At 60.6% G+C, this 25,226-nt stretch carries 19 protein-coding genes and 1 pseudogene; 17 read left to right on the forward strand and 3 right to left on the reverse strand.

Translation table 11 applies throughout. The features are described 5' to 3' along the window. From ACA061_RS01635 to ACA061_RS01650, 4 genes are all read left to right on the forward strand, one after another. Entirely contained in the window at positions 1–3,573 is a 3,573-nt protein-coding gene (locus tag ACA061_RS01635; protein WP_497300447.1) for a DUF2339 domain-containing protein, read from the forward strand. Continuing rightward, on the forward strand, positions 3,570–4,934 hold the full coding sequence (locus ACA061_RS01640) for a DUF3999 domain-containing protein (protein ID WP_150617464.1): 1,365 nt from the start codon (positions 3,570–3,572) through the stop codon (positions 4,932–4,934). Before ACA061_RS01635 ends, ACA061_RS01640 begins: the two co-directional genes overlap by 4 nt. Before the next feature lie 331 nt (positions 4,935–5,265). Continuing rightward, entirely contained in the window at positions 5,266–6,276 is a 1,011-nt protein-coding gene (locus tag ACA061_RS01645) for a class 1 fructose-bisphosphatase (RefSeq protein ID WP_042557219.1), read from the forward strand. Positions 6,277–6,279: 3 nt separating this feature from the next. Then, a complete protein-coding gene (locus ACA061_RS01650; RefSeq protein ID WP_497300448.1) occupies positions 6,280–6,882 on the forward strand; it encodes a DUF924 family protein in 603 nt (200 codons plus the stop codon). Positions 6,883–7,016: 134 nt separating this feature from the next. On the opposite strand, the gene ACA061_RS01655 is transcribed toward ACA061_RS01650, so the two are convergent. Together ACA061_RS01655 and ACA061_RS01660 are read right to left on the reverse strand one after the other, a co-directional pair. After that, entirely contained in the window at positions 7,017–7,781 is a 765-nt protein-coding gene (locus tag ACA061_RS01655) for a methyl-accepting chemotaxis protein (protein ID WP_411959663.1), read from the reverse strand. Between the two features lie 93 nt (positions 7,782–7,874). Further along, positions 7,875–8,909, reverse strand: a pseudogene (locus ACA061_RS01660) (cache domain-containing sensor histidine kinase); the annotation flags it as partial. Positions 8,910–9,191: 282 nt separating this feature from the next. Here ACA061_RS01660 and ACA061_RS01665 point away from each other — a divergent pair. Then, positions 9,192–9,446 (forward strand): outer membrane protein assembly factor BamE, encoded by a 255-nt coding sequence (locus ACA061_RS01665; RefSeq protein WP_150604007.1) that lies wholly within the window; start codon positions 9,192–9,194, stop codon positions 9,444–9,446. Positions 9,447–9,476: 30 nt separating this feature from the next. Then, on the forward strand, positions 9,477–10,046 hold the full coding sequence (locus tag ACA061_RS01670; RefSeq protein WP_150604006.1) for a lipocalin family protein: 570 nt from the start codon (positions 9,477–9,479) through the stop codon (positions 10,044–10,046). A 90-nt stretch (positions 10,047–10,136) separates the two neighbouring features. Here ACA061_RS01670 and ACA061_RS01675 read toward each other — a convergent pair whose 3' ends face one another. After that, entirely contained in the window at positions 10,137–11,501 is a 1,365-nt protein-coding gene (locus ACA061_RS01675) for a formimidoylglutamate deiminase (protein ID WP_150604005.1), read from the reverse strand. A 145-nt stretch (positions 11,502–11,646) separates the two neighbouring features. On the opposite strand from ACA061_RS01675, the gene hutC reads away from it, so the two are divergent. The 11 genes from hutC to hutG all read left to right on the forward strand — a co-directional run bounded on the left by hutC (position 11,647) and on the right by hutG (position 24,963). Continuing rightward, positions 11,647–12,357: a histidine utilization transcriptional repressor HutC gene (gene hutC / locus ACA061_RS01680; RefSeq protein WP_181818442.1), complete on the forward strand. Its 711-nt coding sequence runs from the start codon at positions 11,647–11,649 to the stop codon at positions 12,355–12,357. Next, positions 12,354–12,926: a HutD/Ves family protein gene (locus ACA061_RS01685; protein WP_497300449.1), complete on the forward strand. Its 573-nt coding sequence runs from the start codon at positions 12,354–12,356 to the stop codon at positions 12,924–12,926. The genes hutC and ACA061_RS01685 overlap by 4 nt, the downstream gene beginning before the upstream one ends. 449 nt (positions 12,927–13,375) lie before the next feature. Then, on the forward strand, positions 13,376–15,064 hold the full coding sequence (gene hutU / locus ACA061_RS01690) for a urocanate hydratase (RefSeq protein ID WP_497300450.1): 1,689 nt from the start codon (positions 13,376–13,378) through the stop codon (positions 15,062–15,064). 148 nt (positions 15,065–15,212) lie between these two features. Continuing rightward, positions 15,213–16,685, forward strand: a complete 1,473-nt coding sequence (locus ACA061_RS01695; RefSeq protein ID WP_150604002.1) for a purine-cytosine permease family protein — start codon at positions 15,213–15,215, stop codon at positions 16,683–16,685. A 70-nt stretch (positions 16,686–16,755) separates the two neighbouring features. After that, positions 16,756–17,724, forward strand: coding sequence for an ABC transporter substrate-binding protein (locus ACA061_RS01700; protein WP_150604001.1), 969 nt, complete (start codon positions 16,756–16,758; stop codon positions 17,722–17,724). Positions 17,725–17,807: 83 nt separating this feature from the next. Then, positions 17,808–18,659 (forward strand): ABC transporter permease, encoded by an 852-nt coding sequence (locus tag ACA061_RS01705; protein ID WP_042557230.1) that lies wholly within the window; start codon positions 17,808–17,810, stop codon positions 18,657–18,659. Continuing rightward, a complete protein-coding gene (locus ACA061_RS01710; RefSeq protein WP_150604000.1) occupies positions 18,656–19,486 on the forward strand; it encodes a quaternary amine ABC transporter ATP-binding protein in 831 nt (276 codons plus the stop codon). The genes ACA061_RS01705 and ACA061_RS01710 overlap by 4 nt, the downstream gene beginning before the upstream one ends. Positions 19,487–19,671: 185 nt before the next feature. Beyond that, a complete protein-coding gene (hutH, locus tag ACA061_RS01715) occupies positions 19,672–21,195 on the forward strand; it encodes a histidine ammonia-lyase (protein ID WP_210554337.1) in 1,524 nt (507 codons plus the stop codon). A 117-nt stretch (positions 21,196–21,312) separates the two neighbouring features. Beyond that, positions 21,313–22,845: a histidine ammonia-lyase gene (gene hutH, locus ACA061_RS01720; protein ID WP_150617473.1), complete on the forward strand. Its 1,533-nt coding sequence runs from the start codon at positions 21,313–21,315 to the stop codon at positions 22,843–22,845. A gap of 101 nt (positions 22,846–22,946) precedes the next feature. Then, positions 22,947–24,152: an imidazolonepropionase gene (gene hutI, locus ACA061_RS01725; RefSeq protein WP_497300451.1), complete on the forward strand. Its 1,206-nt coding sequence runs from the start codon at positions 22,947–22,949 to the stop codon at positions 24,150–24,152. A gap of 10 nt (positions 24,153–24,162) precedes the next feature. Further along, entirely contained in the window at positions 24,163–24,963 is an 801-nt protein-coding gene (hutG, locus tag ACA061_RS01730) for an N-formylglutamate deformylase (RefSeq protein WP_497300452.1), read from the forward strand. The last annotated feature ends 263 nt before the right edge of the window (positions 24,964–25,226 follow it).

The following is a 25,226-nucleotide window of genomic DNA, read 5'->3' on the forward strand; positions in this document are numbered from 1 at the left end:
ATGCAATGGATGTTCATGTTGATCGGGCTGGTGCTCGGCTGGCTGCTCGACGAGTCGCTCAGTGATGCGCTGTTGGGTGCGCTGCTGGGGCTGGCGATCGGTCAGACGATCCGCATCGCGCGGCTTGGCTCGCAGATGGCGGAGCAACAGCACCAACTTGAACAGGTGAGGGAGGCCTTGCAAGGCGTCGCCCAGCGTCTGTTTCTGCTGGAAGGCTCGACATCTCATGCGGCGGCAACGCCAAGCGTTGAACCGGTCAGTGAGCCTGTTGACGTCGTCGCAGAGGCCCCTACGTCCGAACTGGTCTGGGAACTACCGCCCGAACTTGAGCCAATTTCCGCCGTCGCCAGCGAAACCAGTCAACCATTGCCGGACGATGTCTGGCGTCTGGACGCCGTCACCCCCGAACCACAACAACCCGCCGAACCCCGAGGCCCGAACCTTATCGAGCGTGGCATCAGCGCTGCACGCAACTGGTTGTTCGGCGGCAACACCGTACTGCGTGTCGGCGTGGTGCTGTTGTTCTTCGGTCTGGCGTTTCTGCTGCGTTACGCCACCGAAGGCATGGTGGTGCCAATCGAATTGCGTTACGCCGGGGTCGCGGCAGCGGCGTTGGGGCTGTTGGCGCTGGGCTGGTGGCTACGTCAGCGCAACAGCAATTATGCGTTGATGCTGCAAGGCACCGGGATTGCGGTGCTGTACCTGACGGTGTTTGCGGCGATGCGTTTGCATCCGCTGCTTGATCCGTCCGCCGCGCTGGGTTTGCTGGTGGCCGTGACGGTGTTCTCGGCGATTCTGGCCATTACGCAAGATGCGCTAGGTCTGGCCGCAGCGGCCGCGCTGGGCGGTTTCGCCGCACCGATCCTGACCTCGACCGGCGCCGGTAACCATGTCGCGCTGTTCAGTTATTTCGCATTGCTCAATGCCGGCATTCTCGCCATCGCTTGGTTCAAGGCCTGGCGCTTGCTCAACCTGATCGGCTTCGTCGGCACCTTCGGTATCGGTTTCGCCTGGGGCTTGCGCTCGTACGCGCCGGAACTGCTGTGGAGCACCGAGCCATTCCTGATTCTGTTCTTCCTGATGTACCTAGGCATCGGCCTGCTGTTTGCCCGACGTAAATTGCTCGATATGCCCGACGCTCCTGCGGACGGTGATCGCGAGGCGTTGCTGCACTGGTCGGCGCGCAAGGGCGATTACGTTGACGGGACGATGCTGTTCGGCCCGCCAATCGTGGGCTTCGGTTTGCAGTTCGCGCTGGTCCAGCATCTGGAGTTCGCCGCCGCATTCAGTGCGCTGGTGCTGGGCATGATTTACATGGGCCTGGCCAAGATGTTGATGAGCGGGCGCGCGGTGCTGCTGGGCGAAACCTGTCTGGCGCTGGGGGTGATTTTCGCCAGTCTGGCGATTCCGTTGGGCCTGGATGCACGCTGGACGTCGGCGGCATGGGCGGTGGAAGGTGCGGGGATTTTCTGGCTGGGTTTGCGTCAGCATCGACCATTCGCCCGGGCCTTTGCGTTGTTGCTGCAATTCGGTTCAGCGCTGGCGTTTCTCAGCCAATTGAATGTCAGCGAAAGCAGCCTGCTCGATGGTGCTCCACTGGGCGCGCTGATGCTTGGCGCTGCGCTGCTGTTCAGCTTCTATCAACTGCGCAAAGCCACGCCGGAACAGGCTTCGCCTTGGGAACGCCAGGGGCTGCCGGTATTGGCATGCCTGGGCCTGACGTTCCTTTATCTGTTGGCGCCGTTGTTCTTCTTCATTCAAGGCACGGCGATCAGTTGGGCGCTGGCCGGTTTGGCGACCTTGTTTGTAGGTCTGCGTCTGCAATCGCGCACGTTCCTGTTCACCGCGTTCGGCGTGCAACTGCTCGGTGGTGCGTTGTTCCTGCTGCGGCTGCAAGGCGCTGGCGAAGATTCGGCGGCAGTCTTCAGCGCCGGTTGGAGCGGTCTGCTCAGTGCGTCGTTGATTGGCCTGGCGCTGATCGCCGGGATGCTTTTGGCCGCTCGGGACGAAATGGTGCGCGGCGACGTACGCCTGTTGCGCGGTTTGTCGGTGGTGTTGCTGGCCGGTCTGGTGCTGATCAATCTGGCGGTGTTGTTTGTCCTGCCGTGGCAAACGGCGAGTGCGGTGTGGGCCGCCAGCGGTTTGCTGATTATCTGGCTGAGCCTGTACCTCAAGCAGCGCGTGAGTTTTGTCTTCGGACTGCTGTTGCAAGTGATCGGTGGCGCGGCGTTTTTGCTGGCCGGCCCCGAGCTCCTCGGGCCGCTGTCCGACGAGGGTCTGAAACCGCTGGCCCATGGCGGATTCTGGACGCCGCTGGTGCTGGGGCTGGCGGCGATGATCGGTGCCTGGCGCCTGCAACTGGGCAATCACGCTTCGGCGTTTGATGCACTGAGTTTGCAGCGCTTGTCCGAAGTCTTGCTGGTGTGGGGCGCTGGTTGGTGGGCGTTGGCGTGGGTCAGTGAGGTGCTGCGTTTTGCACCGGTGAATCTGCAAGGGACGTTGTTGCTGTTGGTGGCGGCGTTGAGTGTTCTGTTGTGGACGCTGCTGTCGCTGCGCTTGAAGTGGCCGGCGCTGGCCTTGCTTTGCACGCTGCTGATTCCAGCGGCAGGCTTGGTATTGCTGGCGGCGTGGCACTCGCGTTATCACCCGGCGGCAGACTTCGGCTGGGTGGCGTGGACATTGGTGTTCGCTGTGCACTTCTTCAGCTTGCGCCGTTTGGCGCCAATGCTGCCGGCACGCGCCTCGAGCACCGCCCATATGCTCGGTTGCTGGCTGCTGATCGGCGTGCTCGCGCTGGAATTGCGCTACGGCTTGCTCCTGTTGTCCGAGCAATACAACGCCTGGCGCTGGTTGGGTTGGGCGCTTCTGCCGAGCCTGTATCTGTTGCTGGCGGCAGCGCCGCGAAACTGGCCGTGGCCGGTGGCGGCGTTCGCCCGCGAATACCGTCTGTATGCCGCCGCGCCTTTGGCAGTGTTGATGCTTGCGTGGTTCTGGCTGGCCAACGGGGTCAGCGATGGCAACGCCGAACCCTTGCCGTACGTGCCGCTGCTCAATCCGCTGGAGCTGGGTCTACTGTTCGCCTTGTTCGGCGTTTATGTCTGGTCACGCAGTGCGGTTTCGCAGCTGTCGATCCGTCAGGACTACGCCGATTACGCCACGCAACTGGTCGCCGGGGTTTCGCTGTTCGCTTTCTGCACCGCGTTGGTGACCCGCGCCGCGCACCATTGGGCGGGAATTCCATTCGAACTCGATCAACTGCTCGCCTCTATGCTGGTGCAGGCCGGGTTATCCATCGTCTGGACGCTGATGGCGCTGGGGCTGATGATCGGCGGACACCTGCGTCATCGTCGCGAGGTCTGGCTGATCGGTGCGGCGCTGATTGCGCTGGTGGTGGCCAAACTGATTTTTGTCGAATTGAGCAACCGTGGCGGCCTCGCCCGGATCGTCTCGTTTATCGGCGTCGGCGTGTTGCTGTTGGTGGTGGGCTACTTCGCGCCGCTGCCACCCAAACGCGTCGAAGCTGACCCGGAGGCAGGAAAACCAGCCCCGGAAACCGAAGGAGTTGCATCGTGAGTCGCATGCTGAATCTGGGGTGGTTGGCGTTGGGTGTGGTGATGGTCGCCGGCGCTCAGGAAAAACCGGCGGACTTCGCCACGCAGGTGCCGCTGTCGGTGACGGGCGATGGCCCGTGGTATCGCCTGGAGTTGCCGCTAAGCGCGCAATTGCAGGCGCGCCAGACCGATCTCAGCGACTTGCGCGTGTTCAACGCTGCCGGCGAACCACAGGCCTACGCCTTGGCCCGCGAATCGGCGCAAACCCGCGACGACGGCCAGTTGCACGAAGTGAAGTGGTTCCCGCTGTATAACGCCGCGGACGCCACGGAGCGCGCCCCCAACGTCCGGGTGCAATCCACCACCAACGGCACGCTGGTTGAGGTGCAGCCATCCAGTCAGTTGGAGGCGGGTGAGGAAGTGCTGCGCGGCTGGTTGCTCGACGCCAGTGCAATCAAGGCACCGTTGCAGCAGTTGATCCTCGACTGGACCAGCGAGCGCGACGGCTTCCAGCGTTTCAGCATCGAGGCCAGTGACGACTTGCAGCGTTGGCAGCCGTGGGGCGAGGGGCAGGTGGCGCGACTGACCTTTTCCGATGAGCGGATCGAGCAGCAGAACGTAGCCTTGCCGGGACAATCGGCGCGTTATCTGCGACTGCTCTGGGAGTCGCCCAACTCGGCGCCAATCCTGACCTCGGCGCAGCTGAAAAGCAGCGACCCACGTAACGTGCCGCTGCCGTTGGTCTGGTCGCAAGCGTTGGCGGGCAGTAGCAGCAGACCCGGTGAATACACCTGGCAGTTGCCGATGGGACTGAATGTCGAGCGGGTACAGGTTGAGCTGAAACAACCGAACAGTCTGGCGCCGGTAACCTTGGCCGGCCGGCGCGAGAGCAGCCTGCCGTGGCAGACGTTAAGCAGTGGTTTGCTCTATCGCCTGACGCAGAATGCCCAAGATGTGGTGCAAAACGAATTGCAGCTGTACGGGCAAACCGTGCAGCAATTGAAGCTGACGGTGGATGAACGCGGCGGCGGTTTGGGCGAGCAGGCGCCGAGCCTGAAATACGCGGTGCGGGCGACGCAGGTGATCTTCCTCGCTCGAGGGGAGGGCCCGTACAGTCTGGCGTTGGGTAATCCGAATGTGAAAACGGCGAATCTGCCGTTGACGACTCTTATTCCGGATTTCAAACCGGAGAAACTGGCGGCGTTGGGCAAGGCGACGGTTCAGGGGGACGCGGTTGCTACCCAGACATCGACCGCGACGACAGCGGCTGTGGCTGAGACCAATTGGAAGAAGCTCGGTTTGTGGGCGGTGTTGTTGTTGAGTGTGGTGTTTCTTGGGGCGATGGCGTTCAGTTTGTTGCGCAAGCCTCCTTCTAAATCCTGAAAAAGGCGGGTGCTGCGCACCCGATCGCGAGCAGGCTCACTCCTACAGGGAGCGCATTTCTTCAGATGGAATGCGATCCCTGTAGGAGTGAGCCTGCTCGCGATAGCGGTCTACCAGCCAGCAAAAATCTTCGAACTGTTGCCGTCAGTCACGCACCACCGGTCTCGAACCGGTCTACGCTAAACCCGCGACCTGAACTCTCTACCCCCATTCACGTCTGATACAAGCAATTGCGCCCCGACGCACGTTACCGGGCGTCTTCGCTCGCTACGTTTTCAGACTCCCTGTAAACTGCGCGGGTTTTTAGCCCCCCATTCCACCGGAGCCGTCCATGTCCCGCGTTACCCTGAGTCGCTATTTGATTGAGCAGACCCGTAGCAACAACACTCCTGCCGATCTGCGTTTTCTGATCGAAGTGGTGGCGCGCGCCTGTAAAGAAATCAGCCACGCCGTGTCCAAAGGCGCCCTGGGTGGTGTTCTGGGCAGCATGGGCACTGAAAACGTGCAAGGCGAAGTGCAGAAGAAACTCGACGTGATCTCCAACGAGATCCTGCTCGAAGCCAACGAATGGGGCGGTCACCTGGCCGGCATGGCGTCCGAAGAAATGGACAATGCCTACCAGATCCCGGGCAAATACCCGAAAGGCGCGTACCTGTTGGTATTCGACCCGTTGGACGGTTCGTCGAACATCGACATCAACGCCCCGGTCGGCACGATCTTCTCGGTGCTGCGTTGCCCGAACGAATACCTGACCCAGAACGAGCCGCTGAACGAAAAAGCGTTCCTGCAGCCGGGTACTCAGCAAGTTGCCGCCGGCTACGCGATCTACGGCCCGCAGACCATGCTGGTGCTGACCTTGGGCCACGGCGTCAAAGGCTTCACCCTGGACCGCGAAATGGGCAGCTTCGTGCTGACCCACGAAGACATCACCATTCCTGAATCGACCCAGGAATTCGCCATCAACATGTCCAACCAGCGTCACTGGGAAGCCCCGGTACAACGTTATGTTGGCGAGTTGCTGGCCGGTGAAGAAGGTCCGCTGAAAAAGAATTACAACATGCGTTGGGTCGCGGCGATGGTTGCCGACGTGCACCGCATCCTGACCCGTGGCGGTCTGTTCATGTACCCGCGCGACAGCCGCGAGCCATCCAAGCCTGGCAAACTGCGTCTGATGTACGAAGCCAATCCGATGTCGTTCCTCGTGGAACAAGCGGGCGGCGCGTCCACCGACGGTCACCAGCGCATCCTCGACATTCAGCCGGACGGCCTGCACCAGCGTGTTGCGGTGTTCCTGGGCTCGAAAGAAGAAGTCGCACGCGCTACGGCCTACCACAAGGAATAAACCATGAACGCGCCCTGGCAGCCGTTGCTCGATTGGTGGTTCGGAAATGCCGAATCACCGGATGAGATATCGGCTGACAAGGGCAAGTTGTGGTTCGGCAAGCGTGACAGCCAAGACCTCGAAGCGCAGACGCGTTTCGGGGTCTTTGTCGATCAGGCCCTGGCTGGCGAATTGACCGAGTGGACGCAACGTCCCGAAGGTTGGCTGGCGGTGGTGCTGCTGCTCGATCAACTGCCGCGAATGATCTTTCGCGACTCTCCCAAAGCTTTCTCCGGCGATCTGCGTGCGCAGAAGCTCGTCGCGCAAGGCATTGCTGCGGATTTCGATCGGCAGTTAAAACCCATTCAGAGAGTGTTCATTTATCTGGTGTTCGAACACTGCGAAAACCTCGCGGTGCAGAACGAAGCGGTTTCCCGATTTATGGCGCTTGTGGCTGAACAGCCGGAAGCGGAGCGGGCAGTGTTTGCCGACAATCTGGATTATGCCGAGCGGCATCAGAAGGTGATTGCACGGTTTGGAAGGTTTCCGCATCGCAATGCGGTGTTGGGGCGGGAGTCTACGGCTGAGGAGTTGGAGTTTCTTTCCGAGCCGGGATCCAGATTCTAAATTTTCAGAACGGCTGATGCCGCTTTCGCGGGCAAGCCCGCTCCCACAGTGTTTTGGGGTGGAGCACACATTGTGTGAACACCGAAGATCCCTGTGGGAGCGGGCTTGCCCGCGAAAGGGTCAGTTGCAGCATTTTAGATCCTGAAGCTGCCCACCAACTGCTTCAACCGCGCCGCCTGCTGCTCCAGATCTGAACAAGCCCGTAACGTCGCCTGCAAGTTCTCCACACCTTCCTGATTCAGCGTGTTGATCTCGTTGATATCAACGTTGATCGACTCAACCACAGCAGTCTGCTCTTCAGTCGCGGTGGCTACCGACTGGTTCATGCCGTCGATCTCGCCGATGCGTTGGGTCACGCTGCCCAGGCGTTCGCCGGCCTGATTGGCGATACCGACGCTGCTTTCGCTCTCGCGCTGGCTCTCGGTCATGATGCTGACCGCCTGTCGCGCGCCGACTTGCAGCTCTTCGATCATCTTCTGCACTTGTTGCGCGGAATCCTGGGTGCGGTGCGCGAGGTTGCGCACTTCGTCAGCGACCACGGCGAAACCACGACCGGCTTCACCGGCACGCGCGGCTTCGATCGCGGCGTTCAGTGCCAGCAGGTTGGTCTGCTGCGAAATGCTGGTGATCACTTCCAGAATCTGGCCGATGTTCACGGTGTTGCTGTTCAGGGTTTCTATGTTGCCGCACGAATCGCTGATCTTCGCCGAGAGCTGTTGCATCGCGTGGATGGTTTTATCCACAACCTGCTGACCGTCGACCGCCAGGCTGCGCGCTTCGCTGGAATGCTGCGAGGCGAGGGCGGCGTTTTGGGCGATCTCCTGCGCGGCAGCGCCGAGCTGGTTGATCGCGGCGGCCACACTGTTGGTGCGAGTGGCTTGTTGATCGGAGTTGTACATCGACGAATTCGAGGCCGCGACCACGCGCAGGGCGACTTCGTTGACTTGCCCGGTGGCCGAAGACACTTCGCGGATCGAGGTGTGGATACGCTCCACGAAACGGTTGAACGAGGTGCCCAGTGCGCCGAATTCGTCGTTGCCGTGGATGACCAGACGTTTGGTCAGGTCGCCTTCACCTTCGGCGATGTCGTGCATGGCGCGGCCCATGGTCAGCAGCGGCTGCATCAGAACGCGGATCAGCATGCCGAGCAGGAAGATGATGATCACCACGGCAATGACCATGGCGATCAGCGCCGAGGTGCGGAATTCGCTGAGCATCGAGAATGCGGTGTCTTTGTCCAGTACCAGCGCGACGTACCAGTCGGCCGACGGCACACCGTTGACGCGGGTGAAGGAGATAAATTGGGTCTTGCCGGCGAACTCTACTTCTTTCAGGCCCGGGCTGACTTTCGGTGCGCCGTTGGGGTAAGCCTCGGCGAGGGTCTTGAGCACCAGTTTGCTGTCCGGGTGGATCAGGATTTTGCCATCGGCACTGACGATGAACGCGTGGCCGTGGCCGCCGAAGTTCAGCGAGTTGATGATCGCGCTGACGCTGGTCAGGTCGATGTCGGCACCGGCCACGCCGAGCATCTGGCCTTGGCGCTGCACCGGTGTGGCAACGGTGATTACCAGTTTGCCCGACGAGGCGGCAATGTACGGTTCGGTGACGATGGTCTGCTGCGCGCTGTTGGCCGCTTTGTACCAGCCACGGGCGCGCGGATCGTAATCAGGCGCGCGGTTGCCGGCGGGCACCGAGAACATCACGCCGTCAGTACCGCCGAAGTAGCTGAGCTGGAAATTGCCGGTGTAGGCGGGCAGGCCGATGATGCGTTTCAGGCTGGCGGGGGCGTTGCCGTCGATCGCGACCTGCTGGGACAGCGATTGCAGCAATTGAATGCGGCTTTCCAGCCAGGTCTGGATGTTGCTGGTGGTCAGGCTGCCGAGTTCCTGCATGGTCGACTCGGTGCTGCTGCTCAGCGCTTCGCGTTGACGATAGTCGTTGAAAAAGATGAAACAGGCGAACGCAACGGCCACCACGAGGGCGGCAGCCAACAAGATCTTGTGGCTGAATTTCATGTTTCTGGTCATCGAATGAGCTACCGCGAAGGGGCTGGTCAAGAAAGGGTGGCAATTTGCCGCACTCTAGGGCTTTGCGCTGCTTTTATGTCGACCGCTGCGCGTCAAAGATTAGGCTTCTTTTGCGAAATGCGACGAAGTGCTCAGAAGCGTTACAAAGTCTCTGATTTATCGGCAAAAGCCAGACGAGCGGAGCAATAAATAGCCAGTCCGGCAGGGAACCAGACAAGGGTTTTCTCTTCTAAGCTTCTGGTTGGCACCATGCCATCCCCCCTTCGTTCCAGGAGTTACACCATGTCGCTGCGATCTCTCGCCCTGCTGTCGTTTTGCGTGCTGTTGGCCGCATGCAGCAAGGTCAATCAGGAAAATTACTCGAAGCTCTCGGCCGGCATGGCCAAGACCGAAGTGGAGACCCTGCTCGGCAAACCGACTGACTGCTCCGGCGCGCTCGGCATGTCCAGTTGCACCTGGGGCGACAAGAACAGCTTTATCAGCGTGCAGTACGCTGGTGACAAAGTGCTGATGTTTTCCGGCCAAGGCCTGAAGTAAACCGGGGCTTCGCGCCCACGGAGAAGAAAAATGAAGCGGTTATTGTTTGTCCTTTTTGCCGGCCTGGTACTGGCCGGCTGCGCCACTTCCGGCGTGGATCCGTTGGCGCCGAAAACCGTCGACAGCGTCAACCTCAAGCGTTATCAGGGGACCTGGTACGAGCTGGCGCGTTTGCCGATGTACTTCCAGCGCCATTGCGCGCAATCCGAAGCCCGTTACACCCTCAAGCCTGACGGTAACGTTGCGGTGCTCAATCGCTGCCTGACCCCGGACTGGCAGTGGGAAGAAGCCAAGGGCACGGCTTATCCACAGGTGCCGGGCAAGACCGACAAGTTGTGGGTCGAATTCGATAACTGGTTCTCGCGACTGGTTCCGGGTGTGGCGAAGGGCGAATATTGGGTGCTGTACGTCAGCGACGACTACAAGACCGCCATCGTTGGCGACCCGAGTCGCAAGTACCTGTGGCTGCTGTCGCGCACGCCGACCGTCAACGGTGTGGTGCGCGAAGAATTGTTGAGCAAGGCCCGCCAGCAAGGTTACGACACCACGCGGTTGATCTGGCGAGCGTCGGATCGGCAGATGGCCAAGACCTCGAATTAATAGCGAAAAGATCGCAGCCTTCGGCAGCTCCTACAGGGGAATGATGTGTTCCCTGTAGGAGCTGCCGAAGGCTGCGATCTTTTGCTTTTCTTAACCTAATAGTTCGCGCAGGACTTGGGTAAACGCGCGAGCGCTTTGTTCTTCTGCCGCATGGCGTCCATCACGCACCACCCACTGGCCATTGACCAGCACATCGCGCACCTGACGATCGCCGCCAGCAAACAACCAGCGATTCAAAATCCCGTCCCCACTCGCCGTCGCCAGATACGGGTCGTTGCCATCGAGCACAATCCAGTCCGCACGTTTGCCGACTTCCAGCGCACCAATCGGTTGGCCCAACGCCTGAGCGCCGCCATCCAGCGCCGCGTCGTATAACGTGCGCCCGACCATCGGCTGATCCGCGCCATACAAACGGTTTCGCCGCTGATCACGCAAACGCTGGCCGTATTCCAGCCAACGCAATTCCTCTACCACGCTAAGCGACACATGGCTGTCAGAGCCGATACCCATGCGCCCGCCCTGAGCGAGGAAATCCACCGCCGGGAAAATCCCGTCGCCGAGGTTGGCTTCGGTGGTCAGGCACAAGCCGGCGATGGCGCGACTCTTGGCCATCAGCGTGACTTCTTCCGGGTTGGCGTGAGTGGCGTGGACCAGGCACCAGCGCTGATCGACTTCTGTGTTTTCGTACAGCCATTGCAGCGGGCGACGGCCGCTCCAGCTCAGGCAGTCGTCGACTTCCTTCTGCTGTTCGGCGATGTGGATGTGCACCGGGCAATGCTTGTCACTGGCCGCCAGTACTTCGCTGATCTGCTGCGGGGTCACCGCGCGCAACGAGTGGAAACACAGACCCAGTGATTGCGCCTTTTGCTGCGCCAACAACGGCTGCAAACGCGATTGCAGATTCAGGTAGTTTTCGGTGCTGTTGATAAACCGGCGCTGGCCGTCGTTTGGCGTCTGGCCGCCGAAACCGGCGTGGCTGTAGAGCACCGGCAGCAGGGTCAAACCGATGCCGCTTTCGCTGGCAGCCTGACTGATACGCAACGCCAGTTCCGCCGGATCGGCATAAGGCTGACCATTGCTGTCATGGTGAACATAGTGAAATTCAGCCACCGAGGTGTAACCGGCCTTGAGCATTTCGATGTACAGCTGACGGGCGATCACGCCGAGTTGATCCGGGCTGATTTTTCCGACGAGGCGGTACATCAGATCGCGCCAGGTCCAGAAACTGTCATTCGGGTTACCAGCCACTTCGGCCAGCCCGGCCATCGCTCGCTGGAAAGCGTGGGAGTGCAGGTTGGGCATTCCCGGCAGCAACGGACCGCTCAACCGTTCGGCGCCATCTGCGGTGGAATCGGCCTGGATTTGGGTCAGCAGGCCATCGGCGCTGACCTCAAGACGTACATTATTGGCCCATCCGTTAGGCAGCAGCGCGCGTTCGGCAAAGAAGGCGGACATGGTTCAGCACCCCATCGTGTGTTATTTGTATATACATATACAGACGTTTGCCTGCCCGGTAAACTCCGGCAAGCTAGCAACCTCTACCGACGAACAAGGATCCACCGTGCCGACTCCGCCTCCAGTTTCCCCGTTGGCCGCGAACATGGGCGACAGTCCGGCGCCCTTGTACGCCCGCGTCAAACAAATGATCACCCAGCAGATCGACAGCGGAAACTGGCCGCCGCATTACCGCGTGCCGTCCGAAAGCGAACTGGTCAATCAGCTCGGTTTCAGCCGCATGACCATCAATCGCGCGCTGCGCGAGATGACCGCCGATGGCCTGCTGGTGCGCATGCAAGGTGTCGGCACCTTCGTCGCCGAGCCAAAGAGCCAGTCCGCGCTGTTTGAAGTGCACAACATTGCCGACGAGATCGCCTCCCGCGGTCATCGCCATACCTGCCAGGTCATCACCCTCGAAGAAGAGGCCGCCGGTTCCGAGCGCGCGCTGGCGCTGGATATGCGCGAAGGGCAAAAGGTTTTTCACTCGCTGATCGTGCATTACGAAAACGACATTCCGGTGCAAATCGAAGACCGTTTCGTCAACGCGCTGGTCGCCCCGGAATACCTCAAGCAGGATTTCACCCTGCAAACGCCTTACGCCTATCTGAACCAGGTCGCGCCGCTGACTGAGGGCGAGCATGTGGTCGAAGCGATTCTCGCGGAGGCGTCCGAGTGCAAGTTGCTGCAGATCGAAAAAGGCGAGCCATGCCTGCTGATCCGCCGCCGCACGTGGTCGGGGCGTCAGCCGGTGACCGCTGCGCGCCTGATTCACCCCGGTTCCCGTCATCGTCTGGAAGGACGTTTTCATAAATGAAATGCGAAGTGAAGGTTTTACGCGCCGAAGGCTATCCGCGCATGCCGTGGAAAAACGGCGGCGGCAGCACTGAAGAAATCACCCGTGACGCTGGCGCTGGCCTCGACGGTTTCGGCTGGCGCCTGTCGATTGCCGACATCGCCGAGTCCGGCGGTTTCTCGAGCTTTGCCGGCTACCAGCGGGTGATCACCGTGTTGCAGGGTGACGGCATGACCCTGTGCGTCGACGGCGACGACACTCGGACACTGTTACCGCTCGACCCGTTTGCATTCAGCGGCGAGAGTAAAGTGTCCTGCACCTTGCTCGGTGGGGCGATTCGCGATTTCAACCTGATCTACGCGCCGCAGCGTTACAGCGCGCGGTTGCAGTGGCTGGATGGCGAGCAACGGTTTTTCAGTTCGGCCGGCACGGTGTTGGTGTTCAGTGTCAGTGAGTTGCTTGAAGTTGTGGTCGGTGAGAAGACTGCACAACTTGGCCGTCATGATTGCCTGCAATTGGACGGTAACAGCGGGCTGGTTGAAGTCGCCTTGAATGCCTCGTGCTGCGTGATCGAACTGGCTGCGCGCTGATTCAAATAACGTCAAAAGATCGCAGCCTTCGGCAGCTCCTGCAGGGTGTACATCAATCCCACTGTAGGAGCTACCGAAGGCTGCGATCTTTTGCTTTTGGGGTGTTCCCAACCACGCACCAACTTGTTACCGAACGCCCCAGCGTGGCGCAAAACCCCACTTGCGTAACATCTCTCTACCTCCCCAAACCATCCCCTCGAAAAATTTCATCATCGCCAGAACCCTTGATTCAGGCGATCTCCAGCCGTGTCCGCGATTTTTCTTGAACACCCCACTGCCAAGTTGGCCGCTTGATTGCATATGCTTGTATGTACAAGTAAAGACGTATGCGTATGAGTCGTTAGAGATTCTCCGCAGCGTCCACTGATTCGCTTGTCGCGCATTGATGCGCACAGGCTGCTTGCCCACTGCCAGGGTTGGTTTGAATTGATCGCTGAGGAGTCTTTTTCGTGACTGACAATACCCAGAAACCTACAAAGCATCGTGACGTCGAAATCCGTGCCGCCCGCGGTAACAAGCTGACCGCCAAGAGCTGGCTGACCGAAGCGCCGCTGCGCATGCTGATGAACAACCTCGACCCGGAAGTCGCCGAGAACCCGAAGGAACTGGTGGTTTATGGCGGTATCGGTCGCGCCGCCCGTAACTGGGAGTGCTACGACAAGATCGTTGAAAGCCTGACCAACCTGAATGACGACGAGACCCTGCTGGTGCAATCCGGCAAGCCGGTCGGCGTGTTCAAGACTCACAGCAACGCCCCGCGCGTACTGATCGCCAACTCCAACCTGGTGCCGCACTGGGCGAGCTGGGAACACTTCAACGAACTCGACGCCAAAGGCCTGGCCATGTACGGCCAGATGACTGCCGGCAGCTGGATCTACATCGGTAGCCAAGGCATCGTTCAAGGCACCTACGAAACCTTCGTCGAGGCCGGTCGTCAGCACTACAACGACAATCTCACCGGCAAGTGGGTCCTGACCGCAGGTCTGGGTGGCATGGGCGGCGCTCAGCCGCTGGCGGCAACTTTGGCCGGCGCTTGCTCGCTGAACATCGAATGCCAGCAGGTCAGTATCGATTTCCGCCTGAAAAGCCGCTACGTCGACGAGCAAGCCACTGACCTCGACGACGCGCTGACGCGCATCGCCAAATACACCAAAGAAGGCAAAGCGATCTCCATCGCCCTGCTGGGCAACGCGGCGGAAATTCTGCCGGAACTGGTCAAGCGCGGCGTGCGCCCGGACATGGTCACCGACCAGACCAGCGCCCACGATCCACTCAACGGTTACCTGCCGGCCGGCTGGACCTGGGACGAATATCGCGCCCGCGCCAAGACCGAACCTGCCGCTGTGATCAAAGCCGCCAAGCAGTCGATGGCTGTGCACGTCAAAGCGATGCTGGCGTTCCAGAAGCAAGGCATTCCGACCTTCGACTACGGCAACAACATCCGTCAGATGGCTCAGGAAGAGGGCGTTGAGAACGCATTCGACTTCCCGGGTTTCGTACCGGCTTACATCCGTCCGCTGTTCTGCCGTGGCATCGGCCCGTTCCGCTGGGCGGCGCTGTCGGGTGATCCGCAAGACATCTACAAAACCGACGCCAAGGTCAAAGAGCTGATCCCGGACGACGCCCACCTGCACAACTGGCTGGACATGGCCCGCGAGCGCATCAGCTTCCAGGGTCTGCCGGCCCGTATCTGCTGGGTTGGCCTGGGTCTGCGCGCCAAGCTCGGTCTGGCCTTCAACGAAATGGTCCGTAGCGGTGAATTGTCCGCCCCTATCGTGATCGGTCGCGACCACCTCGATTCCGGCTCGGTCGCCAGCCCGAACCGCGAAACCGAATCGATGCAGGACGGTTCCGACGCTGTGTCCGACTGGCCACTGCTCAACGCTCTGCTCAACACCGCGAGCGGCGCGACCTGGGTTTCCCTGCACCACGGCGGCGGCGTCGGCATGGGTTTCTCGCAGCACTCGGGCATGGTGATCGTCTGCGACGGTACCGACGAAGCGGCCGAGCGAATAGCCCGCGTGCTGCATAACGACCCGGCCACCGGTGTCATGCGTCACGCCGATGCCGGTTACCAGATCGCTATCGACTGCGCGAAGGAGCAGGGCCTGAACCTGCCGATGATTACCGGCAAGTAATGCTTGCCCTGTAGGAGTGAGCCTGCTCGCGATGAGGACGGCACATTCAGCATTTTTGCTGACTGGTACGCCGCCATCGCGAGCAGGCTCACTCCTACAAGGGCCAACATCAAGAACAAAATCCAGAACAATCCACAGAGGTTGAATCATGGCTGTTAACACCGATCGTGCAGGCAACAAACCGTTGATCGAAAGGCGTTCGATCGACTACATCCCGGAAGCGGAAAGACACGGTCGTCTGTTCAGCCAATTCACCCTGTGGATGGGGGCCAACCTGCAAATCACCGCGATTGTCACCGGGGCCCTGGCCGTGGTGCTGGGCGGTGATGTGTTCTGGTCGTTGATCGGTCTGCTGATCGGTCAACTACTGGGCGGTGGCGTCATGGCGCTGCATGCTGCGCAAGGACCGAAACTGGGCCTGCCGCAGATGATTTCCAGCCGCGTGCAGTTTGGTGTGTATGGCGCGGCCATCCCGATCGTGCTGGTGTGTTTGATGTACCTGGGTTTTACCGCCACCGGAACCGTGCTTTCCGGTCAGGCGCTGGGCCAGTTGTTTGGTGTCAGCGACAGCGTCGGCATCCTGATTTTTGCCAGTGTCATCGTCTTGGTCACGGTGCTCGGTTATCGAGTGATCCACTGGATTGGCCGTGTCGCCAGCGTCATCGGCGTGATCGCTTTTGTTTTCCTGTTCTGGCGTCTGATCAATCAGACCGACGTCGGCGCACTCCTGCAAATCCGCCACTTCAGCTGGAGCAGTTTCCTGCTGGCGGTGTCGCTCGCCGCTTCCTGGCAGATCGCTTTTGGCCCGTACGTGGCTGACTATTCGCGCTACCTGCCGAGCAGCACTTCCTCGGTGAAAACCTTCTTCGCCGCGGGCGCCGGCTCGGTGATTGGCGCTCAAGTGGCGATGATCCTCGGCGTGTTCGCTGCGGCTTCGGCCAACGGTCAATTCGCCGGCCATGAAGTGGCTTACATCGTAGGACTGGGCGGTACCGGTGCCACCGCTGCGCTGCTGTACTTCAGCATCGCCTTCGGCAAAGTCACCATCTCCACGCTGAACTCCTACGGCAGCTTCATGTGCATCGCGACCATCATCAGCGGTTTCCGTGGCCACCTGAAGGTGTCGCGTTTGCAGCGTCTGGTATTCGTGCTGTTCATCGTCGGTGCGGCAACCCTGATCGCATTGCTCGGACAGCATTCGTTCCTCGGCGCGTTCAAGTCTTTCATCCTGTTCCTGCTCGCCTTCTTCACGCCTTGGAGCGCGATCAACCTGGTCGACTACTACTGCATCACCCGTGAGCGCTATGACGTGCCGGCGCTGGCCGATCCGAATGGTCGCTATGGCCGTTGGAACATCCTCGGTATCAGCGTCTACGTGTTCGGTGTACTGGTGCAGTTGCCGTTTATCTCCACAAAGTTCTACACAGGTCCCTTGGTGGCGGCGCTGGGTGATGTGGATATCTCCTGGATCATCGGTCTGGTGGTGCCCGCCGCCGTGTATTACGTCTGTGCGAAAAAATGGCACAGCGCCGTACCTGATCAGCTGATTCTGCCGACCGAGCAGGACAGCGATGCACAACCTGAAAAAAGCGGGGCCAGCCGCGTTGCGGCGCAGGCCTGATTGGACGTGGACAGGGCTGGATGCCTCTTGACTGCCGTAAGCCCAATTCATGATTAGGAGCGTCACGACAATGAAATCGAACAAGACCCTGCTGACCACATTGCTTTCCATGGGCCTGCTCGCCAGTGCCGGTGCCACCCAGGCGGCCGGTTGGTGCGAGTCAGGCAAACCGGTGAAGTTCGCCGGCCTGAACTGGGAAAGCGGCATGCTGCTGACCGACGTCATGCAAGTGGTGCTGGAAAAAGGCTACGACTGCAAGACCGACAGCTTGCCGGGCAACTCCATCACCATGGAAAACGCCCTGAGCAGCAACGACATCCAAGTGTTCGCCGAAGAGTGGGTCGGCCGCAGCGAAGTCTGGAACAAGGCCGAGAAGGCCGGCAAGGTCGTCGGTGTCGGCGCACCTGTCGTGGGCGCTATCGAAGGCTGGTACGTGCCGCGTTATGTGATCGAAGGCGACGCCAAGCGCAAGCTTGAACCGAAAGCGCCAGACCTGAAAAACATTGCTGACCTGGCCAAGTATTCCGCCGTGTTCAAAGACGCTGAAGAACCTGCCAAGGGCCGCTTCTACAACTGCCCGGCCGGCTGGACCTGCGAGCTGGACAACAGCGAAATGCTGAAAAGCTACGGCCTGGAAAACAGCTACACCAACTTCCGCCCAGGCACCGGCCCGGCGCTGGATGCGGCGGTGCTGTCGAGCTACAAACGTGGCGAGCCGATTCTCTTCTACTACTGGTCGCCAACCCCGCTGATGGGCCAGGTCGATCTGGTCAAACTGGAAGAAAAACCGGGCGTCGACAAGACCGTGACGATCAAGGTCGGCCTGTCCAAGACCTTCCACGAACAAGCCCCGGAACTGGTGGCGGTGCTGGAAAAGGTCAACCTGCCGATCGATTTGCTGAACCAGAATCTGGGACGCATGGCGAAGGAACGTATCGAGTCGCCAAAACTGGCGAAAATCTTCCTCAAGGAACATCCTGAGGTCTGGCACGCGTGGGTCAGTGAAGACGCCGCCAAGAAAATCGACGCGGCGCTGTAGGTCGCTACCTCCCGGTCAACCGTGAGGCTGGCCGGGAGATATGCCGTCATCGCTTGATTGAGATTTCTGATTGAGAGCCGCTTATGTTTCCCGAAAGCTTTACCTTTTCCATCGCCGACTGGGTCAACGGTTGGGTCGATTCGCTAGTCACCAACTACGGTGATGTGTTCCGCCAGATCTCGGACACCCTGCTGTGGGCCATCGTCAATCTCGAAGGCCTGCTGCGTGCTGCACCGTGGTGGCTGATGCTGGCGATCGTCGGTGTCGTCGCCTGGCATGCAACGCGCAAAGTCGTGACCACGGCGGTGATCGTCGGTCTGTTGTTTCTCGTAGGCGCTGTCGGCCTGTGGGACAAACTCATGCAGACGCTGGCGCTGATGATGGTGGCGACGATCATATCGGTGCTGATCGGCATTCCGCTGGGGATTCTCTCGGCGCGCAGCAATCGCCTGCGTTCAGTACTGATGCCGCTGCTCGACATCATGCAGACCATGCCGAGTTTCGTGTACCTGATCCCGGTGCTGATGCTGTTCGGTCTGGGCAAGGTCCCGGCGATTTTCGCCACCGTGATCTACGCCGCACCGCCGCTGATTCGCCTGACCGATCTGGGCATTCGCCAGGTCGACGGCGAAGTCATGGAGGCGATCAACGCGTTCGGCGCCAACCGCTGGCAGCAACTGTTCGGCGTGCAACTGCCGCTGGCCCTGCCAAGCATCATGGCCGGGATCAACCAGACCACGATGATGGCCCTGTCGATGGTGGTCATCGCCTCGATGATCGGCGCCCGTGGCTTGGGTGAAGACGTGCTGGTGGGGATTCAGACCCTCAACGTCGGACGCGGGCTTGAGGCCGGTCTGGCGATCGTGATTCTCGCAGTGGTCATCGACCGCATTACTCAGGCGTACGGTCGGCCACGGCATGAGGTGAGCAAATGAGCAACGCAACCGTGAGCAAGATTGAAGTCAAAAACGTCTTCAAGATTTTCGGCAACCGCGCCAAGGACGCCTTGGCCATGGTTGGCCAGGGCAAGACCAAGGATCAGGTGCTGAGCGAAACCGGCTGCGTGGTCGGGGTCAACGACCTGTCGCTGAGCATCGGCACCGGCGAGATTTTCGTGATCATGGGCCTGTCCGGTTCCGGCAAGTCGACGCTGGTGCGCCACTTCAATCGCCTGATCGACCCGACCAGCGGCGCGATCCTGGTGGACGGCGTGGACATCCTGCAATACGACATGCAAGCCCTGCGCGAATTTCGCCGGCACAAGATCAGCATGGTCTTCCAGAGCTTCGGCCTGCTGCCGCACAAGACCGTGCTCGACAACGTCGCCTACGGCCTCAAAGTGCGCGGCGAGAGCAAGCAACTGTGCGCCGAGCGGGCGTTGCACTGGATCAACACCGTGGGCCTCAAGGGCTACGAAAACAAATACCCGCACCAGCTCTCCGGCGGCATGCGTCAGCGTGTGGGCCTGGCCCGCGCCTTGGCGGCGGACACTGACATCATCCTGATGGACGAAGCGTTCAGTGCGCTGGATCCGCTGATCCGCGCCGAGATGCAGGACCAGTTGCTGGAGCTGCAAAAGACCCTGCACAAGACCATCGTCTTCATCACCCACGACCTCGACGAGGCGGTGCGTATCGGCAATCGCATTGCGATTCTCAAGGACGGCAAGCTGATTCAGGTCGGTACGCCACGCGAGATCCTGCATTCGCCGGCGGATGAGTATGTCGACCGGTTCGTGCAGCGGCGGGCTGCGGTTGTCTGAATCTGGACTGCCCCTGTGGCGAGGGGATTTATCCCCGATCGGCTGCGTAGCAGTCGTAAATTCAACCAATGCGGTCTGTCAGACAGACCTCTTCGGACGATTTTGGGGCGGCTTCGCCACCCATCGGGGATAAATCCCCTCGCCACAGGGTTTCTATAGTCAACAAAATTGGTATGAGGCTTCAGATGTCCCAGGCTGAAAAAATCGTGATCACCGGCGCCCATCTGCGCTGGCAAGACGTAGTCGCCGTTGCCCGTCACGGCGCGCCACTCGAGCTGTCGAGCGACACGTGGGCGCGCATCGAAAACGCGCAAGGCATCGTCCAGCGCATCGTCGCCAGCGGCGAGCGTGCTTATGGCGTCAACACCGGCCTGGGCGGGTTGTCCAACGTCTCGCTGAAAGACGAACAGCTCAGCCAGTTGTCGCGTAACACCCTGCTCAGCCATGCCTGCGGCGTCGGCCCGGTTTTGGCCGACGAACAAACGCGCGCGATCATCTGCGCCGCGATTCACAACTACAGCCACGGCAAATCCGGCATCCATCGCCGGGTGGTCGAAGGGCTGCTGGCGCTGCTCAATCGCGGCATCACGCCGCAGGTGCCGTCGCAAGGCTCGGTGGGTTATCTGACCCACATGGCGCACATCGGCATTGCACTGCTGGGCGTTGGTAATGTCAGCTATCGCGGGCAAATCACCTCTGCTCAACAAGCGCTGGCCGAGGAGGGCCTGCAACCGGTGCAACTCGGCGCGAAGGACGGTTTGTGTCTGGTCAACGGCACGCCGTGCATGACCGGCCTCAGCTGCCTGGCCATCGCCGACGCCACCCGTCTGCTGCAATGGGCCGACGTGATCGGCGCCATGAGTTTCGAAGCGCAGCGCGGGCAGATCGCCGCGTTCGATGCCGAAATCATCGCGCTGAAACCGCATCCGGGGATGCAGCAGGTTGGCGTCAATCTGCGTGCATTGCTCGACGGCAGTGAAGTGATCGCATCGAGCAAAGGCATTCGCACTCAGGACGCGCTGAGCATCCGTTCGATTCCGCAGGTGCACGGCGCCGCGCGCGATCAACTGGAGCACGCGATCAAACAGATCGAAACCGAGCTCAACGGCTGCACCGACAACCCGCTGCTGCTGGGCACACCGGACGAATTCCGCGTCATGTCGCAAGCCAATCCACACGGTCAATCAGTAGCAATGGCGGCAGATTTGCTGGCAATTGCCATGGCTGAAATCGGCTCGATTGCCGAGCGTCGTCTCGATCGCCTGGTGAATCCGCACGTCAGCGGTCTGCCGGCATTTCTGGTGGCCAATCCGGGGGTGAACTCCGGGATGATGATCGTGCAATACGTCGCCGCGTCACTGTGTGCGGAAAACCGCCAATTGGCACAACCGGCTGTGCTCGACAACTACATCACTTCGGGTTTGCAGGAAGACCACTTGAGCATGGGCACCAACGCCGCACTCAAGCTGCATCGCGCCCTGGAAAACTGCACGCAAATCCTCGCCATCGAATATCTGCTGGCGGCGCAGGCGTTTGAATTCCTCAAGGAACAGCGTTTCGGCGCGGGCACCGATGTTGCGTGGCGACTGCTGCGCGAAAAGGTCCCGGCTTATGATCAGGATCGCTGGCTGGCGCCGGATATCGCTGCCGCTGCAAGCGTTCTGAAAGACTCGAATTTGCTGCACAACGTACTACCGAATCTGCACTGAAAATCTACCTACGCCAGCGTGCCAAGGCGCGGCTCCCCAAAAGGGCAGACGCGACGGACAACGGACATCTCCGGAGCGTCTGGCGAGTTAACAATAAACTCTCAAAAGGAGCACAAAATGACTGCGCTGAACCTGATTCCCGGCCAACTGAGCCTGGCCCAACTGCGTGACGTGTATCAGAACCCGGTCAAGCTGACCCTCGACGACAGCGCATCACAGCAGATCGAAGCCAGCGTCGCCTGTGTCGAGCAGATCCTCGCCGAAAACCGCACCGCCTACGGCATCAACACCGGTTTCGGCCTGCTGGCCTCGACCCGCATCGCCAGCGAAGACCTGGAAAACCTCCAGCGCTCGCTGGTGTTGTCCCACGCTGCCGGCGTCGGCGCGCCGATCAGCGATGCGCTGGTGCGGCTGGTGATGGTGCTCAAGGTCAACAGCCTCAGCCGTGGTTTTTCCGGGATCCGTCGCGTTGTGATCGATGCGCTGATTGCGCTGATCAATGCCGAGGTTTATCCGCACATTCCGTTGAAAGGTTCGGTCGGTGCTTCCGGCGATCTGGCTCCATTGGCGCACATGTCGCTGGTGCTGCTGGGCGAAGGCAAGGCGCGTTACAAGGGCGAGTGGATGGAAGCCACCGAAGCGCTGAAAGTCGCCGGCCTGACGCCGCTGACGCTGGCGGCTAAGGAAGGTCTGGCGCTGCTCAACGGCACTCAGGTTTCTACTGCTTTTGCGTTGCGTGGTTTGTTTGAAGGCGAAGATTTGTTCGCGGGCGCCATCGCACTGGGCGCTCTGACGGTTGAAGCCGTGCTCGGTTCGCGCTCGCCGTTCGATGCGCGCATCCACGCGGCTCGCGGGCAGAAAGGCCAGATCGATGCGGCCGCTGCTTACCGCGATTTGCTGGGTGAGCGCAGCGAAGTTTCCGACTCGCACCAGAATTGCGACAAGGTCCAGGATCCATACTCCCTGCGCTGCCAGCCACAAGTCATGGGCGCCTGTCTGACCCAGTTCCGTCAGGCTGCTGAAGTGCTGGCGGTTGAAGCCAACGCCGTCTCCGATAATCCGCTGGTGTTTGCCGCTGAAGGCGATGTGATTTCCGGCGGTAACTTCCACGCCGAACCCGTGGCCATGGCCGCTGACAACATGGCCCTGGCTATCGCTGAAATCGGCTCGCTGAGCGAACGCCGCATCTCGCTGATGATGGACAAGCACATGTCGCAACTGCCGCCGTTTCTCGTGGCCAATGGCGGCGTGAACTCCGGTTTCATGATCGCTCAGGTGACCGCTGCCGCACTGGCCAGTGAGAACAAGGCGTTGTCCCACCCGCATTCGGTGGACAGCCTGCCGACTTCGGCCAACCAGGAAGACCACGTTTCAATGGCACCTGCGGCCGGCAAGCGCCTGTGGGAAATGGCCGAGAACACTCGCGGGATTCTCGCGGTGGAATGGCTGGCGGCGGTGCAGGGGCTGGATTTGCGTAATGGTCTGAAGACCTCGGCAAAGCTGGAACAGGCTCGGGCCATTCTGCGCAAGGAAGTGCCGTTTTATGAGAAGGACCGGTTCTTTGCGCCGGACATCAATGCTGCGAGTGAGTTGTTGGCTTCGCGGTGTTTGAACGAGCTGGTTGCGGCGAAGGTTCTGCCGAGCCTGTGATGGACTCATCGCCAGCAGGCTGGCTCTCACAGTTGGAATGCGTTTCCCTGTGGGAGCCAGCCTGCTGGCGATTCGATTTTGAATACTGTGGAGACTAAGGGATGAAAACCCTCTGGCAACACTGCCACGTCGCAACCATGGCACAAGGCGTCTACTCGATCATCGAGGATGCCGCCATCGTGACGTCCGGTGCGCTCATCGAGTGGATCGGCCCGCGCAATCTATTGCCGTCCGGCGAATACCCAGCGGTCAATGATCTGCAAGGCGCGTGGGTCACCCCCGGCCTGATCGACTGCCACACCCACACGGTGTTCGGCGGCAATCGCAGCGGCGAGTTCGAGAAACGTCTGCAAGGCGTCAGCTACGCGGAAATCGCAGCGGCCGGTGGCGGCATCGCCAGCACCGTGCGCGCCACGCGCGAGGCGTCGGAAGACGAGCTGTTCGCCAGCGCCGCCAAACGCCTGAAAAGCCTCATGCGCGACGGCGTGACCACGGTAGAGATGAAGTCTGGCTACGGTCTCGATCTGGCCAACGAACGGAAGATCCTGCGGGTCATCCGTCGTCTGGCCAAAGAGCTGCCGATCAGCGTGCGCAGTACCTGCCTCGCCGCTCACGCGTTGCCGCCCGAATACAAGGATCGCGCCGACGCTTACATCGATCACATCTGCACCGACATGCTGCCTGCGCTAGCCGCCGAACGCCTGGTCGATGCCGTGGATGCGTTCTGCGAATACCTGGCGTTCTCGCCGGAGCAGGTCGAGCGCGTGTTCATCGCCGCGCAAACACTCGGTCTGCCGGTGAAGTTGCACGCCGAGCAATTGTCGTCGCTGCACGGCTCCAGCCTCGCCGCGCGCTATAAAGCGTTGTCCGCCGATCACCTGGAGTTCATGGACGAAGCCGATGCCATCGCCATGGCCGCGTCCGACACCGTCGCGGTGCTGTTGCCGGGTGCGTTCTACTTCCTGCGCGAAACCCAGTTGCCGCCGATGGACGCCTTGCGCAAACACAAGGTCAAAATCGCCATCGCCAGCGACCTCAATCCGGGCACCTCGCCTGCGTTATCGCTGCGTTTGATGCTGAACATGGCCTGCACCTGTTTCCGCATGACCCCGGAAGAGGCTTTGGCTGGCGCGACTATTCATGCCGCGCAAGCGCTGGGCATGGCCGACACACATGGCTCGCTGGAAGTCGGCAAGGTCGCGGATTTCGTCGCGTGGCAGATTGATCGCCCGGCGGATCTGGCTTACTGGCTCGGTGGCGATCTGGACAAACGCGTCGTGCGTCACGGCGTTGAATCAAGTCTGTAGGAGAGCGGTTGTGGATAAGGTTTTGAATTTCAAAAAAGGTCGCGTGCCGCTGCTGATCAGCATGCCGCATGCTGGCTTACGTCTGACCCCGGTGGTCGAGGCCGGCCTGATCGGCGACGCGAAAAGCCTGCCGGACACTGACTGGCATATTCCGCAGCTGTACGACTTTGCCGAGGAGCTGGGCGCCAGCACTTTGGCTGCCGAATACTCGCGTTTCGTCATCGACCTGAACCGGCCGTCCGACGACAAACCGTTGTACGCCGGGGCGACCACCGGCCTGTATCCGGCAACGTTGTTCGATGGCATCCCGTTGTTCAAGGAAGGGCTGGAGCCGTCGAAAGAAGAGCGCGCGACGTATCTGGAACAAATCTGGACGCCGTATCACCGCACCTTGCAGCAAGAACTGGCGCGGCTGAAGGCCGAGTTCGGCTATGCGCTGCTGTTTGATGCGCACTCGATTCGCTCGATCATTCCGCATCTGTTCGACGGCAAGTTGCCCGACTTCAACCTCGGCACCTTCAACGGCGCCAGTTGCGATCCGCGGTTGGCCACGCAACTGGAGGCGATCTGCGCGCGACACAGCGATTACAGCCACGTGCTGAACGGGCGCTTCAAGGGCGGCCACATCACCCGTCACTACGGCAACCCGGCCGAGAATATTCACGCGGTGCAGCTGGAGTTGGGGCAGTGCACCTATATGGAAGAATTCGAACCGTTCCGCTACCGCACCGATCTGGCCGAGCCGACGCGGGTGGTGCTCAAGGAATTGCTGCAGGGCTTCCTCGCCTGGGGCGAATCCCGCTACGCATGACGGTAGCCCTGTGGCGAGGGGATTTATCCCCGTTGGGTCGCGCAGCGGCCCTAAAACCGGCCACCACAGTTTCTCAGACATACCGCGTATATCGGTTTTACGACGGCTTCGCCGCCGGACGGGGATAAATCCCCTCGCCACAGGGGACATCGCTGAAAAATTGTGATTACGCGCGGGCATGCTCATTGACGTAAATCGGGTTTATGATGCCCAACGGCAGAATAATAGACGTCCCCCCAGGGATGACCTCGACCCCTTACGGA

It is taken from the genome of Pseudomonas sp. LBUM1668, from assembly GCF_059695715.1.